General features: G+C 71.1%; 15 protein-coding genes. 3 read left to right on the forward strand and 12 right to left on the reverse strand.

Annotated elements, in window-relative coordinates; all coding sequences use genetic code 11:
- Window positions 1–21: 21 nt before the first annotated feature.
- Genes HET64_RS15455 through HET64_RS15470 form a run of 4 tightly spaced genes read right to left on the reverse strand, consistent with a single transcriptional unit; the run spans window position 22 to window position 3,001 of the window.
- On the reverse strand, window positions 22–1,344 hold the full coding sequence (locus HET64_RS15455) for an NADH-quinone oxidoreductase subunit D (RefSeq protein WP_215105888.1): 1,323 nt from the start codon (window positions 1,342–1,344) through the stop codon (window positions 22–24).
- Window positions 1,344–2,072: an NADH-quinone oxidoreductase subunit C gene (locus HET64_RS15460; protein ID WP_215105890.1), complete on the reverse strand. Its 729-nt coding sequence runs from the start codon at window positions 2,070–2,072 to the stop codon at window positions 1,344–1,346. The genes HET64_RS15455 and HET64_RS15460 overlap by 1 nt, the downstream gene beginning before the upstream one ends.
- Window positions 2,069–2,623 (reverse strand): NADH-quinone oxidoreductase subunit B family protein, encoded by a 555-nt coding sequence (locus HET64_RS15465; RefSeq protein WP_003967083.1) that lies wholly within the window; start codon window positions 2,621–2,623, stop codon window positions 2,069–2,071. Before HET64_RS15465 ends, HET64_RS15460 begins: the two co-directional genes overlap by 4 nt.
- A gap of 18 nt (window positions 2,624–2,641) precedes the next feature.
- Window positions 2,642–3,001, reverse strand: a complete 360-nt coding sequence (locus HET64_RS15470) for an NADH-quinone oxidoreductase subunit A (protein ID WP_003967084.1) — start codon at window positions 2,999–3,001, stop codon at window positions 2,642–2,644.
- Between the two features lie 857 nt (window positions 3,002–3,858).
- On the opposite strand from HET64_RS15470, the gene HET64_RS15475 reads away from it, so the two are divergent.
- Window positions 3,859–4,710, forward strand: coding sequence for a C40 family peptidase (locus HET64_RS15475; protein ID WP_215105892.1), 852 nt, complete (start codon window positions 3,859–3,861; stop codon window positions 4,708–4,710).
- A gap of 49 nt (window positions 4,711–4,759) precedes the next feature.
- Here HET64_RS15475 and HET64_RS15480 read toward each other — a convergent pair whose 3' ends face one another.
- The 3 genes from HET64_RS15480 to HET64_RS15490 all read right to left on the reverse strand — a co-directional run bounded on the left by HET64_RS15480 (window position 4,760) and on the right by HET64_RS15490 (window position 7,551).
- Complete coding sequence (locus HET64_RS15480; RefSeq protein ID WP_215105894.1) at window positions 4,760–5,950, reverse strand: Cmx/CmrA family chloramphenicol efflux MFS transporter; 1,191 nt, start codon at window positions 5,948–5,950, stop codon at window positions 4,760–4,762.
- A gap of 428 nt (window positions 5,951–6,378) precedes the next feature.
- A complete protein-coding gene (locus tag HET64_RS15485) occupies window positions 6,379–6,555 on the reverse strand; it encodes a hypothetical protein (RefSeq protein ID WP_215105896.1) in 177 nt (58 codons plus the stop codon).
- 258 nt (window positions 6,556–6,813) lie between these two features.
- Window positions 6,814–7,551 carry a metallophosphoesterase gene (locus tag HET64_RS15490; RefSeq protein ID WP_215105898.1) on the reverse strand — a complete coding sequence of 246 codons (738 nt, stop codon included), beginning with the start codon at window positions 7,549–7,551 and terminating at the stop codon, window positions 6,814–6,816.
- Between the two features lie 165 nt (window positions 7,552–7,716).
- Between HET64_RS15490 and HET64_RS15495 the strand changes: the two genes are divergently transcribed.
- Window positions 7,717–8,295, forward strand: a complete 579-nt coding sequence (locus HET64_RS15495; RefSeq protein WP_215105918.1) for an ABATE domain-containing protein — start codon at window positions 7,717–7,719, stop codon at window positions 8,293–8,295.
- 6 nt (window positions 8,296–8,301) lie between these two features.
- Here the strand turns inward: HET64_RS15495 and HET64_RS15500 are convergent, their stop codons facing one another.
- Entirely contained in the window at window positions 8,302–9,585 is a 1,284-nt protein-coding gene (locus HET64_RS15500) for a geranylgeranyl reductase family protein (protein ID WP_215105900.1), read from the reverse strand.
- Window positions 9,586–9,682: 97 nt separating this feature from the next.
- Between HET64_RS15500 and HET64_RS15505 the strand changes: the two genes are divergently transcribed.
- Window positions 9,683–10,210 carry a GNAT family N-acetyltransferase gene (locus HET64_RS15505; RefSeq protein ID WP_215105902.1) on the forward strand — a complete coding sequence of 176 codons (528 nt, stop codon included), beginning with the start codon at window positions 9,683–9,685 and terminating at the stop codon, window positions 10,208–10,210.
- A gap of 188 nt (window positions 10,211–10,398) precedes the next feature.
- Here the strand turns inward: HET64_RS15505 and HET64_RS15510 are convergent, their stop codons facing one another.
- The 4 genes from HET64_RS15510 to HET64_RS15525 are packed head-to-tail and all read right to left on the reverse strand — an operon-like array spanning window position 10,399 to window position 13,934.
- The gene (locus HET64_RS15510) at window positions 10,399–11,091 is read right to left on the reverse strand and encodes a demethylmenaquinone methyltransferase (RefSeq protein ID WP_215105904.1); all 693 of its coding nucleotides are present in this window, start codon (window positions 11,089–11,091) and stop codon (window positions 10,399–10,401) included.
- Window positions 11,092–11,121: 30 nt separating this feature from the next.
- Entirely contained in the window at window positions 11,122–12,048 is a 927-nt protein-coding gene (locus tag HET64_RS15515) for a TauD/TfdA family dioxygenase (protein WP_215105906.1), read from the reverse strand.
- A gap of 31 nt (window positions 12,049–12,079) precedes the next feature.
- Window positions 12,080–12,898 (reverse strand): ABC transporter ATP-binding protein, encoded by an 819-nt coding sequence (locus tag HET64_RS15520; RefSeq protein ID WP_215105914.1) that lies wholly within the window; start codon window positions 12,896–12,898, stop codon window positions 12,080–12,082.
- Window positions 12,882–13,934: an ABC transporter substrate-binding protein gene (locus HET64_RS15525; protein ID WP_215105916.1), complete on the reverse strand. Its 1,053-nt coding sequence runs from the start codon at window positions 13,932–13,934 to the stop codon at window positions 12,882–12,884. Before HET64_RS15525 ends, HET64_RS15520 begins: the two co-directional genes overlap by 17 nt.
- Between the last annotated feature and the right edge of the window lie 31 nt (window positions 13,935–13,965).

The following is a 13,965-nucleotide window of genomic DNA, read 5'->3' on the forward strand; positions in this document are numbered from 1 at the left end:
TGACGTCTTGGCGTGATGTGGTCACCGGTCGACGCCTCCCATCACGGGGTCGATGGACGCGACGGCGACGATGACGTCGGCGACCTGGCCGCCTTCGCACATCGCCGCCATGGCCTGGAGGTTGGTGAAGGACGGGTCGCGGAAGTGGACCCGGTAGGGGCGGGTGCCGCCGTCGGAGACGACGTGCACGCCGAGTTCGCCCTTGGGGGACTCGACGGCGGTGTACACCTGACCGGCCGGAACCCGGAAGCCCTCGGTCACCAGCTTGAAGTGGTGGATCAGGGCTTCCATGGAGGTGCCCATGATGTTCCGGATGTGGTCGAGCGAGTTGCCGAGTCCGTCCGGGCCGAGGGCGAGCTGGGCGGGCCAGGCGATCTTCTTGTCGGCGACCATGACCGGCCCGGGCTCCAGGCGGTCGATGCACTGCTCGATGATGCGCAGCGACTGGCGCATCTCCTCCAGGCGGATCAGGAAGCGTCCGTAGGAGTCGCAGGTGTCGGCGGTCGGGACCTCGAAGTCGTAGGTCTCGTAGCCGCAGTACGGGTCGCTCTTGCGCAGGTCGTGCGGGAGTCCGGCGGAGCGCAGCACCGGGCCGGTGGCGCCGAGCGCCATGCAGCCGGTGAGGTCGAGGTAGCCGACGTCCCGCATACGGGCCTTGAAGATCGGGTTGCCGGTGGCGAGCTTGTCGTACTCCGGCAGGTTCTTCTTCATGGTCTTGATGAACTCGCGCAGCCGGTCGACCGCGCCCGGGGGCAGGTCCTGGGCGAGGCCGCCGGGGCGGACGAACGCGTGGTTCATCCGCAGGCCGGTGAAGAGCTCGAAGAGGTCGAGAACCAGTTCACGATCGCGGAAGCCGTAGATCATGATCGTGGTCGCGCCGAGCTCCATGCCGCCGGTGGCGATGCACACCAGGTGCGAGGAGAGCCGGTTGAGCTCCATCAGCAGCACGCGCAGGACGGTGGCCCGGTCGGGGATCTGGTCCTCGATGCCGAGGAGCTTCTCGACGCCCAGGCAGTACGCCGTCTCGTTGAAGAACGGCGTCAGGTAGTCCATCCGCGTGACGAAGGTGGTGCCCTGCGTCCAGTTGCGGAATTCGAGGTTCTTCTCGATGCCGGTGTGGAGGTAGCCGATGCCGCAGCGGGCCTCGGTGACGGTCTCGCCGTCGATCTCCAGGATGAGGCGCAGCACGCCGTGCGTGGACGGGTGCTGGGGGCCCATGTTGACGATGATGCGCTCGTCGTCGGACTTCACCGCGGATTCGACGACCTCGTCCCAGTCGCCGCCGGTGACTGTATATACAGTCCCCTCGGTCGTGGCACGGGGTGTCGCGTGGGGAGTGGTCATCAGGAGTACGACCTCCGCTGGTCCGGAGCCGGGATCTGGGCGCCCTTGTACTCGACGGCGATGCCGCCGAGCGGGTAGTCCTTGCGCTGCGGGAAGCCCTGCCAGTCGTCCGGCATCATGATCCGGGTCAGGGCCGGGTGCCCGTCGAAGATGAGCCCGAAGAAGTCGTACGCCTCGCGCTCGTGCCAGTCGTTGGTCGGGTAGACCTCGACGAGCGACGGGATGTGCGGGTCGCTGTCCGGGACGGACACCTCCAGCCGGATCACCCGGCCGTGGGTGAGGGACCGCAGGTGGTAGACGGCGTGCAGCTCGCGGCCCTTGTCGCCCGGGAAGTGGACGCCGCTCACGCCCGTACAGAGTTCGAAGCGCAGGGCGGGGTCGTCGCGCAGGGTGCGGGCGACCTGGACCAGGTGCTCGCGGGCGATGTGGAAGGTCAGCTCGTCGCGGTCGACGACCGTCTTCTCGATGGCGTTGGAGGGGAGCAGGTCCTGTTCCTCCAGGGCGCCCTCCAGCTCGTCGGCCACCTCGTCGAACCAGCCGCCGTACGGCCGGGAGGCGGCTCCCGGCAATGTGACGGTGCGGACGAGGCCGCCGTAGCCGGAGGTGTCGCCGCCGTTGTTCGCGCCGAACATGCCCTTGCGGACGCGGATGACCTCGCCGCCGGTGTCGCGCGGGGCGGGTACGGCGGTGCCGTTCTGCTCGCCGTTCGCGTCGGAGTTCTCGGTCACCGCAGCAGCCCCTTCATCTCGATCAGGGGCAGTGCCTTGAGGGCCGCTTCCTCCGCCTCGCGGGCGGCCTCCTCCGCGTTGACCCCGAGCTTGGAGGTCTGGATCTTCTGGTGGAGCTTGAGGATGGCGTCCAGCAGCATCTCGGGGCGAGGCGGACAACCCGGCAAATAAATATCGACCGGGACAATATGATCAACACCCTGCACAATGGCGTAATTGTTGAACATTCCACCCGATGACGCACAAACCCCCATGGAGATGACCCACTTGGGATTCGGCATCTGGTCGTAGACCTGCCGCAGGACGGGCGCCATCTTCTGGCTCACCCGTCCCGCGACGATCATCAGGTCCGCCTGTCGCGGCGATCCGCGGAAGACCTCCATCCCGAACCGGGCCAGGTCGTACCGGCCCGCACCGGTCGTCATCATCTCGATGGCGCAGCAGGCCAGTCCGAACGTGGCCGGGAAGACGGACGACTTCCGCACCCAGCCGGCGGCCTGCTCGACCGTGGTCAGAACGAAGCCGCTCGGCAGTTTCTCTTCGAGTCCCATGGTGTGCCCCTCAGCCCCTCAGTCCCATTCCAGGCCGCCGCGACGCCATACATACGCATAGGCGACGAAGACGGTGAGCACGAAGAGCAGCATCTCCACGAGCCCGAAGATCCCCAGGGCGTCGAAGGAGACCGCCCAGGGATAGAGGAAGACGATCTCGATGTCGAAGACGATGAAAAGCATCGCCGTCAGGTAGTACTTGATCGGGAAGCGGCCGCCTCCGGCGGGAGTCGGGGTGGGTTCGATACCGCACTCGTACGCTTCGAGCTTTGCCCGGTTGTACCGCTTGGGGCCGATAAGCGTGGCCATGACCACGGAGAAGATCGCAAACCCTGCCCCGAGGGCGCCGAGCACGAGGATGGGCGCGTAGGCATTCACGCTCCTCGCTCCTTCCAGTCGTCCTTGACCTGTGGACCGCATCGGGCGACCGGCTCGCCGCCTCACCAAGATCGTGTACATGTGAGGCAGTTCACAAGCCCGACTGCCCCGCATCCTATGCCCGGCCCCCTGTGATCTGCGACACGGGGTACGACAACGGCTTTGTGATCTCCACCACCTGACGAACGATCATGAAGTCGTATGAGCGGTGATCTTCGTACGCGAAGCGGCCGAGTGATCACGAGACGTGACATTCCCTGGTGTTACCGCTGGTCAAAGGCGTGCCGCGCTATCAATCGACGGCCCGTACAAGCAAATTGGCGGTGGAACGCCCCGGAGTGATAAGGGCGCCGACCGAGATCGATGACCGCCCGCACGGGGGTCGGCGGGGACCGATGTGGACATGTGCACGCATTCACGAACTTCCGGATCGCCCGCCCGGAGGCCACCCCGCGCCGGCCCGGCGCGCGAGTGGAAGTCGCCGCCCCCGTCGGCGCGGAGCGGCCGCGGAGTGACCACGGGGGCCCGCGGATGATCACGGACCGCCGCGGGGTGCCGACGCGCATGGCGGCCGCGAGGGTTGCCCGTTCCGGTGGACGCACGCTGTGACCTGCACCACTCGACCCCACGCCCCGGAAAGCCGGGCTTGGCCATCGGTGTGAACGGATGGTAAGTGACGGGCAATTCGGGCGTATTACCGAAAGGCAGTGATCACGGGCCTGACAGTCGCTGCCCGATTTGCCCGTTACGGCGTCAATAAAGGCGCCCAGAAAGCGGATTCACAGATTCCGAACGTAACTGTGTCGCAACACACGTTTCTTGATGGGACCCCTACAGCCCTGATAGCGCTAGTACCCATGTCCCACACCGCTCACATACCCAGCCACCGGAAGCCCCGTCAGCGCGCCTCGAAGTCGGCACTGCGAGCCGGAGTTGCCGGTGGCGTCCTCAGCACCATCGCGGTCGCGGGTGCCGCCGGTCCGGCCCAGGCCGAGCCGGTGACCCAGACCATCGAGATGCCCACGATCACGTCCGGCTTCTCCACCGCTGTGGCCGCCTCCGCCCAGGCCACGCAGCAGGTCGCCCTCGACCTGGAGACGCAGGCCGACGAGGACGCAGCAGCCGAGAAGGCCGCGAAGACGGCCAAGAAGGCGCACGCCGAGGCCGTCCGCAAGGCCGAGGCCAAGAAGAAGGCCGAAGCCGCCGCGAAGGCCAAGGCCGAGGCGGAGGCCGAGGAGCGCGCCGAGCGCGCCTCCCGGACCTCCGAGCGCACGACGCTCAGCGCCTCCTCCGGTTCGTCCGGCTCCTCGGACTCGGGCAGCTCCGCCTCCGCCCCCTCCTCCTCGAACGTGAGCGGTTCCGCCGCCTCCATCGTGGCCTTCGCCAAGGCGCAGGTCGGCGACGCGTACGTGTCCGGCGGCACCGGCCCCAACGCGTGGGACTGCTCGGGTCTGGTCCAGGCCGCGTACCGCACGGCGGGCATCGACCTGCCGCGCGTCTCGCAGTCCCAGTCGACCTTCGGCACCCAGGTCTCCCTGGACAACCTCCAGGCCGGCGACATCCTTTACTGGGGCGGCGCCGGCAGCGCGTACCACGTCGCGATCTACATCGGCGGCGGCGAGTTCGTCGGTGCGCAGAACTCCAGCACCGGCACGGTGCAGCGCTCCATGGACTACGACCGGCCGACCGGCGCGGTCCGCGTTCTCTGATTCACAAGCGCCCGTGGGCGCTCCGGTGCACGGCTGAGAGGCTGTCGGGTCACCCGACAGCCTCTGAGGGCCGCCGCTCCCCCGCTCGGGGGCGGCGGCCCTTCGTCGTCGTCGCGGCGACGAGCAGGGCCAGGACCATCAGCAGGGCGCTCACCCAGACCGGGGCCCGGTAGCCGAACCCGGCGTCCAGGGCCAGGCCGCCCGCCCACGGGCCCACCGCCGCCCCCAGGTTGAACGCGGTCGTCGAGAAGGCGCCGGCCAGCGTCGGGGCCCCGGAGGCCAGGCCCAGGACCCGGGTGATCAGGGCGGTGCCCGTACCGAAGGCGAGCATGCCGAGGAGCGGGATCAGCACCAGGGCGAGCACCGGGCGGCCCGCCGTCAGGGCGAGGGCCGCCCAGCCGAGGGTGAGGGCGGTCATGCCCGTGGCGACGACGGCGACCGGGCGGGCGTCGGCGAACCGGCCCGCCACCGTGACCCCGGCGAAGGAACCCGCCCCGAACAGCGCCAGGGACACCGGCACCCACCCCGCGCCCAGCCCCGTCTCCCGGGTGAGGAGCGGCTCCAGGTAGGAGAAGGCGCAGAAGGTCGCCCCCTGCACCAGGGCCATCGTGAGCAGCACCGGCCGCAGCCCGGGGCCGGTCAGCGCGCGCAGTTCGTCCCGCACGGGTACGGGAGCGGCTCCCGGGTCCGTACCCCGGCCGCCCGGGATGGAGCGCAGGACCGCGAGGAAGGCGGGCAGCGAGACGATCGCGACCGCCCAGAAGGCCGATCGCCACCCCCACCGCTCCCCCAGCACCGCGCCGGCCGGTACGCCCACGACGCAGGCGATGGTCACGCCGCCGACCACCACGGCGGTGGCCCGGCCCTTCAGTTGGTCCGGGACCATCGCGATGGCCGTGGTCAGCGCGACCGCCCAGAAGCCCGCGTTGGCGAGCGCCCCGACGAAGCGGGTCACCAGGAGCACCTCGTAGCTCGGGGTGAGGGCGCCGACGACGTGGACGGCGACGAACACCGCGAGGAAGAGGAGCAGGGCGCGCCGGCGGGGCCACGCGCGACTGGAGAGCGCCATCAGGGGTGCGCCGACGACCATCCCGATGGCGAAGGCGGAGGTGAGGAGGCCGGCGGCGGAGAGGGAGACGTCGAGGTCGGCGGCGATACCGGAGACGAGCCCGGACAGCATGAACTCGGAGGTGCCCTGGGCGAAGACCGCGAGCCCCAGGACGTAAACGGCGAATGGCATGGGTGAGTAGCCCCTTGGACGGAACCGTCGGGTGGACAGACAGACCGGAGTGCGGGGATACGGGCCGCGGAGACGTCCGCCGGTGGTCCGGCGGGACGGTGCGGAGAAGTGCCCGGCGGCGATCGGCCGGTGGCACGGAGAAGTGCCCTGCGGTGACGATCGGCCGGTGGCACGAAACCCGCGTACGGCGTTGCTTCGGCGCGTACGCGAGGGGAACGGCCCGTACCCGCGGTGAGCAGGGGGCGTGGAACCGTGGTGAAGGGGGCCGGTGACCCGTGGGTCAGCCGGCGACGCTCAGCACGAACACGGCCACCGGCGCACCGGTGGCCGGAGTCTGTCGGACTCGGGGCTGGCCATGGAGGAGAGGCTACCGCTCGGGCGGCGGGGCCTCCAGCGGTTTTCCGGGCCGGAGGGGACCGCCGTCCGGATCAGCGGCGGCGCGGGCGGCGGGTCGTCCGCTCCGGCTCCTTGGCCGAGGTGGTGGGCGCGGGCAGCGCGTCGTACGCGGTGTCGAAGTCCTCGTCCTCGTCCGTCGCGGTCGGGTCCACGGCGAAGCGGGGCTCCAGGAAGAGCCCGTGGTGCTGGGGCAGGGAGGCGGTGGTCATGGCTGTCTGTCCTTGGGGTCGAGCAGCGCTGTATCGGCTTGGTCCGTACCCCGCCGGCCTGCGTTCGATGTGAGCGTGCGTCAAGAGGAGTGGCACGCACCGCGTGCCGCCACTGCGGGCGGGGGCGGGCGGGCGCCGTCCGGTCCGGTACTGCCGACGACCGGGGGCGCGCAAATCATCGCACACGATCACCTGGGGGGATGAGGATTAACGCCGGGGGCAAGCGGAGCGCCGGGTTCGGGATGCTGTTCGGGATGCTCAGGGGACGACGCGGAAGTGCGTGGTCAGCCGCCGGTCCTCGCCCAGGACGTGGAACGCCAGGCCCGGCGGCTGGTCCCGGTCCGCCGGGCGGTCCCCCTCCCAGGGCAGGCGCAGGGTCCAGGTGACGGCGGGGCCGACGATCAGGGGCCGGCCGCCGAAGACCGAGGCGGCGGCGGTGTGGGCGTGTCCGGTGAGGACCGCGACGACCCGCGGGTGGGCGGCGAGCAGGGCGGCGAGCCGCTCGGGCTCCTGGAGCATCCCGGCGTCCGGCAGGGGGTGGTGGAGTTCGACGGGCGGCTGGTGGAAGGCGATCAGCGCGGGGACGCCGTCGGGCAGCCCGGCGAGCGTGGCGTCGATCCAGGCGAGCGTCCCCGTGTCGAGGCGGCCCTCATCGCGGCCGGGGATCGTGGAGTCGCACATCAGGATGGCGGTTCCGGCGATGTGGTGCACCCGGTTGACGGGCGCGGTGCCGGGGGCCTCCCCGAGGAACGCCCTGCGGTAGGCGGGGCGGGCGTCGTGGTTGCCCGGACAGGCGAGCACGGGGAACGGCGCGTCCAGAAGGCGTACGGCCTCCTCGTACTCGGCGTCGGTCGCGTGGTCGGCGATGTCCCCGGTGACCAGCAGCGCGTCGACCGAGCGCGGCAGGGCCCGCAGATGGTCCATGACGCGGGCGGCCCGCCGGGTCGCGCGTTCGCTGCCGTCCAGGTGCAGATCGCTGATCTGAGCGAACAACATGAGCAGCACTCCCCCGTCTAACGTTTATTTTCATTCTTCCGTTAGGACCCTAGAGTGGGCGGCGCGTACGTTCAAGAGGTGGCGACGTTCAAGAGGCGGCGACGTTCAAGAGGCGGCGACGTTCAGAAGCGCCGGAGGGAGCACGCAGTGGCACAGCGGCCCGTGATGGAGCTGGTGAGCACCATCCGTCACGACGGGGACGGCGGGGTACTCGACGACCTGGACACGGTCCGGGGAACGCATCGCTGGCTCCAGCGGCAGCCCGGTCTGCCGGGCGCCGCGACCGGGGACCCGGTGGTCGACGAGGCGCTCCGGGCCGCGATCGTCGGTGTACGGCGAGCCGTGCGGGCGCTGTTCGCGCGGGTGGTCAGCCCGGCCCCGCCCAGTCCGGCCGACGCCCGCCGCCTGATGCCCGCCGGCGAGGCCCTGGCCCACCTCAACGAGGCCGCGGCCCGGGAGCCCGTCGCCCCCCAGCTGCACTGGCCGGACGAAGGGGCCCCGGCGGCCCGCCTGTTGTCGGCCGAGAGCGATCCGGGCGTACGGCTGATCGCGGCGCTGGCGCGCGATGCCGTCGACTTCCTGAGCGGCCCGGAGCGCGAACGGCTACGGGCCTGCCACGCGCCGCGCTGCGTGCGGTACTTCATCAGGAGCCACGGCCGGCAGGAGTGGTGCAAGCCCTCCTGCGGCAACCGGGCCCGGGTGGCCCGCCACTACGAACGCACGCGTGCGGCGGACCCTTCCTGAGCGGTCTCAGGCCTTCGGCGCGACCTTCGAGAGCCCGTTGATGATGCGGTCCATCGCGTCGCCGCCCTGCGGGTCGGTCAGGTTGGCCAGCATCTTGAGCGTGAACTTCATCAGCAGCGGGTGGGTCAGACCGCGCTGGGTGGCGATCTTCATGATCTTCGGGTTGCCGATCAGCTTCACGAAGGCGCGGCCCATCGTGTAGTAGCCGCCGTAGGTCTCCTTGAGCACCTTCGGGTAGTTGTTCAGGGCCAGTTCGCGCTGGGCGGGGGTGGCACGGGCGTGGGCCTGGACGATGACGTCGGCCGCGATCTGGCCCGACTCCATGGCGTACGCGATGCCCTCGCCGTTGAACGGGTTGACCATGCCGCCCGCGTCGCCGACGAGGAGGAGGCCCTTGGTGTAGTGCGGCTGGCGGTTGAAGGCCATCGGGAGGGCCGCGCCGCGGATCGGCATCGTCATGTTGTCCGGGGTGTAGCCCCAGTCCTCCGGCATCGAGGCGCACCATGCCTTGAGGACCTCGCGCCAGTCCAGCTCCTTGAAGGCGGAGGAGGAGTTGAGGATGCCGAGGCCCACGTTGGAGGTGCCGTCGCCCATGCCGAAGATCCAGCCGTAGCCGGGCAGCAGCCGGTCCTGGGCGCCGCGCTTGTCCCACAGCTCCAGCCAGGACTCCAGGTAGTCGTCGTCGTGGCGGGGCGAGGTGAAGTAGGTCCGCACGGCGACGCCCATGGGGCGGTCCTCGCGGCGGTGCAGGCCCATCGCCAGGGAGAGCCGGGTGGAGTTGCCGTCGGCGGCGACGACGAGCGGGGCGTGGAAGGTGACCGGGGTCTTCTCCTCGCCGATCTTCGCCTCGACGCCGGTGATGCGGCCGGTGCGCTCGTCCCTGATGGGCGCGCCCACGTTGCAGCGCTCGTGGAGCCGGGCGCCGGCCTTCTGCGCCTGCCGGGCCAGCTGCTCGTCGAAGTCGTCGCGCTTGCGGACCAGGCCGTAATCCGGGTAGGAGGCGAGGTCGGGCCAGTCCAGCTGGAGCCGTACGCCGCCGCCGATGATGCGCAGGCCCTTGTTGCGCAGCCAGCCCGCCTCCTCGGAGATGTCGATCCCCATGGAGACGAGCTGTTTCGTGGCGCGGGGCGTGAGCCCGTCGCCGCAGACCTTCTCGCGGGGGAAGGCGGTCTTCTCCAGGAGCAGGACGTCGAGTCCGGCCTTGGCGAGGTAGTAGGCGGTCGTGGAGCCGGCTGGGCCCGCTCCGACGACGATCACGTCCGCGCTGTTCTCGGAGAGGGGCTCGGTCACGGTCGGATCTCCCGAAGACTCGAATTCGCGTGCCGCGCGGCACATGTCCCGTGCAGTCTATGGGGGCCTGCAGACCAACCCTCCGAAGGGCTCCCTCATGTCGACAGCACCTGTCACCACCCATGCTTCGGCCCCCGCCGTACGCCTCCGTGTTCCAACCGACGAGGACGCCCTGACCTGGCATCGGGTCTTCGACGACCCGCAGGTGATGGAGTTCTTCGGCGGGCGGAGCGCGGAGCTGTCCGCGTACGAGGAGCTCACCGCCCGCCAGCGGCGGCACGACGCGGAGCTGGGCTACTGCCTGTGGACCGTCACGGACGAGGAGGACGCCGTCCTCGGCTTCACCGGGGCGCAGCCGTGGCCGCACACGCATTACGGGCCGGTCGGCGCGACCGAGATCGGCTGGCGGCTGGGCCGTGCGGCGTGGGGGCGGGGGTACGCCTCCGCCGCCGCCCGCACGACGCTGGAGCGGCTGCGGGCGGCGGGGGTGGGGGAGGTCGTCGCGATGATCCACTCGCGCAACGCCCGGTCGATGGCGGTCGCGGAACGGCTCGGGATGCGGCGGGCCGAGTCGTACGACACCCCGCGCGGCCAGGAGGCCGTCTGCTTCCGGCTGGAGCTGTGAGCCCGGCCTGATCCGAACGACAGGCCCTAGGGTCTTTCGTTTGGATCAGGCCGGATCAGGGAGTGGGGTCCGGTGCGTGCGGCTGCAAGGCGGAGGAGGGAGTCACTGCGGAGCATGGGCGACCGACGACAACGCGGCAGATGCGCGTGCCGGGCCCCGCGAGCCCGGCACGATCCGAACGACAGGCCCTAGGCGCGGGTGGCCCGGTGCAGGGCCACCACGCCGCCGGTCAGGTTGCGCCAGGCGACCTTCGACCAGCCGGCCTTCTGGAGCAGTGCGGCGAGGGCGGGCTGGTCGGGCCAGTCGCGGATGGACTCGGCGAGGTAGACGTACGCGTCCGGGTTGGAGGACACGGCGCGGGCGGCCGGCGGGATCGCCCGCATCAGGTACTCCGTGTAGACCGTGCGGAACGGGGTCCAGGTCGGCTGGGAGAACTCGCAGATCACGACGCGGCCGCCGGGCTTCGTCACCCGGTACAGCTCGCGCAGCGCGACCTCGGTGTCCTGGATGTTGCGCAGCCCGAAGGAGATCGTGACGGTGTCGAACGTCCCGTCCTTGAACGGCAGCTTCATCCCGTCGCCCGCCGTGAACGGCATCCACGGGTGGCGCTCCTTGCCGACCTTGAGCATGCCGAGCGAGAAGTCGCACGGTACGACGTAGGCGCCCGCCTTCACGAAGGGCTGCGAGGAGGTCGCCGTACCGGCCGCCAGGTCGAGGATCTTCTGCGCGGGGCGGGCGTCGACCGCCCGGGCGACCGCCCTGCGCCACAGCCGGGCCTGGCCGAGCGAGATCACGTCGTTGGTCAGGTCGTAGTTGGCCGCCACGCCGTCGAACATCGAGGCGACTTCGTGCGGCTGCTTTTCCAGGGAGGCTCGGGTCACCCTTCCATTCAAGCAGCCGCGCCACCGGGATCAGTGAGGGCGGTCGCCCGCGATGGCCACGCGCTCCGCGACCCGGCGGTGCGGGGCGTAGTCGTTGACCGCGTAGTGCTGGGTGGCCCGGTTGTCCCAGAACGCGACGTCGCCCGCGCGCCAGCCGAACCGCACCTGGAACTCCGGGGCGTGCGCCTGCTGGAACAGCAGCCTCAGCAGCCGGTCGCTCTCCTCCTGCCCGAAGCCCACGATCCGGGTGGTGAACGAGGCGTTGACGAAGATCGTCCGGCGGCCGGTGACCGGGTGCCGGCGCACCACCGGATGCTCGACCGGCGGGAACTCCTCCTGGTGCGCCGCCAGCCGCTCCGGCGGGTAGAAGCGCGAGAAGCCGGGGACGAAGTCGTGCACCGCCCGAGCCCCCTCGATGCGCTCCTTCACCTCCTGGGGGAGGTTGTCGTACGCGGCGGCCATGTCCGCCCACAGCGTGTCGCCGCCCACCGGCGGGACCTCGCGGAGCTGGAGGACCGCGCCGAGGGCGGGGCGCTCGCGGAAGGTGACGTCCGCGTGCCAGATGTTCTCGAAGGTGGGGACGGCGGTGCGGTCGAGACGGGCGACCTCGGGGTCGTCGCCGGTGGCGAGCAGCGGGTTGGTCTCCAGCTCGCCCCACAGCCCGGCGAAGGCCCGCTGCGCGCGGGAGGTGAGGTGCTGGTCGCGGAAGAACAGCACCTTCCACTCCAGCAGCGCCCGGTCCAGCTCGGCGCGCACGGCCGGATCGAGCGGCCGGGCCAGGTCGACGCCGTGGATCTCCGCGCCGATGACCCGCCCGAGCGGCACCAGGCGGAAGCACGCGTACGGGCGGTCGGTCCAGCCCTCCGGGACCCGGCGCAGCTCGCGCGGGCCCTCGTACAGGCCGTCGGCGGGGACGCGGTGCTCGCGCAGGACGGGGGCGAGGGGTGTGATGGTCATGGTCCTTCTCCTCTCGGTGTACGGGGTCGGGTCAGCGGGCCGCGTTGCGCACCGCTGTGCCGATCTCGGCGCGCAGGGCGGCGTACGCGGGCAGCCCGCGCAGTTCGTCGGGGTCGGCGCCGGTGCGCGGCAGGTCGATCGGAAGGTCCAGGGCGACCGTTCCGGGACGGTCGGTGAGGACGATCGCGCGGGTGCCGAGGAAGACCGCCTCGTCCACGCTGTGGGTGACGAAGACGCAGGTGGTCCCGGTCTCGGCGCTCACCGTGCGCAGGTCCTCCTGGAGCCGTTCCCGGGTCAGGGCGTCGAGCGCGGCGAACGGCTCGTCCAGCAGCAGGAGCCGCTTGCCGCCCGCCAGGGCGCGGGCGATGGCGACGCGCTGCTGCTGGCCGCCGGAGATCTGCCAGATGCGGCGGCCCGCGGTGTCCGCGAGGCCGACGCGCTCCAGCAACTCCGCTATCCGCTCCGCCCGTTCGGCCCGGGGCACGCCCGCGTACCTCAGCGCCAGGCCGATGTTGTCGCCGACCGTGCGCCAGGGGAAGAGGCGCGGCTGCTGGAAGACGATGCCCGCCCGGCCGCCGGGGTCGGGCCGCTCGCCGAAGACCTCCACCGTGCCCTCGGTGGCGTGCTCGAAGCCCGCGATCAGCCGCAGCAGGGTGCTCTTGCCGCAGCCGGAGGGGCCCACGAGGACCAGGAACGCGCCGGCCGGGATGCCCAGGGAGAGCGGGCCGAGGGCGGTCACCGCGTCCGGGCCCCGGCCGTAGGAGTGCCGGACGTCCCGTACGGAGACGACGGGCCCGGCTTCGTGGGCCTCCGGGGCCGGGGTCTTCTCGGTGTCAGGGGCTGACGGCATCGCTGAGCCCTTCCACGTGGATGGCCCCGCGCAGGGCCTCGATGTCCGGCGCGGAGTCGATCTGCTTCTGGTCGACGAGGAATTGCGCGGCACTGTGCAGGTTGTCCGCCAGGCCGCCGGCCTTGCCGGGGGTGCCGAGCCACTTGGCGTCGGCCTGCTCGGCCGGCTTGAGGAAGATGCCCTGCTTCAGCTGGGAACCCGCCTCGGCCGGGCTGATGCCGAGCTGCCTGCCCACGGCCGCCGAGGCGGCGTCGGGGTCGTCGTGGATCAGGTCGAGCGCCCGGGCCTGCGCCTCGCGCCAGGCGGGCAGGACGTCGGGGTGGGCCTTGAGGAAGCTGGTGGAGGCGACGCCGAGGTCCAGCGTCGGCTTGCCGCCCGCCGCGAGTTCGCGGCTGGAGACGATGACCTTGCCGGACTTCTTCAGCTCCTCCAGTGTCGGCAGCCAGACGTACGTGGCGTCGATGTCGCCACGCGTCCAGGCGGCCAGGATGTCCTGGGGTTCGAGGTCCAGGAGCTGGACCTTCGAGGCGTCCACCCCGGCCCGGTCGAGCGCGGCGAGCAGGCTGTAGTGGGAGGTGGAGCTGAACGGGGTGGCGACCTTCTTGCCCTCCAGGTCCTTCACCGAGGAGACCTGGGAGCCGTTACGGGCGACCAGCGCCTCGTTGTCCCCGGCGACGTCGAGCACCCAGGTGACCTCGTACGGGATGTTCAGCGGCGCGGAGAGCCCCCGGGCCACCGGGCTGGAGCCGATCGCGGCGAGGTCCACGGCCCCCGCGACGAACGCGGTGTTGATGCTGGCCCCGGAGTCGAACTTGGTCCACTTGACCCGGTAGCCGGGGAGCGCCTTCTCCAGCCAGCCCTTCTCCCTGACGATCAGGTCGCCGCTGGGGAACGCCTGGTAGGCGATGCGTATCGTCTTGCCGCCGTCGCCCCCGTCGCCGGAGCCGCTGCCCTGGCCGCACGCCGTCACCGCCAGCAGGGCGCCCAGGGCCGCGGCGAGGGAGGCGATGCGGAGCGGGCGGCGTGATCGGGGCATGTCGGGTGTCCTTCGTACGGGAGGGGAAACG

It is taken from the genome of Streptomyces sp. McG3, from assembly GCF_018619185.1.
Lineage (GTDB): Bacteria > Actinomycetota > Actinomycetes > Streptomycetales > Streptomycetaceae > Streptomyces.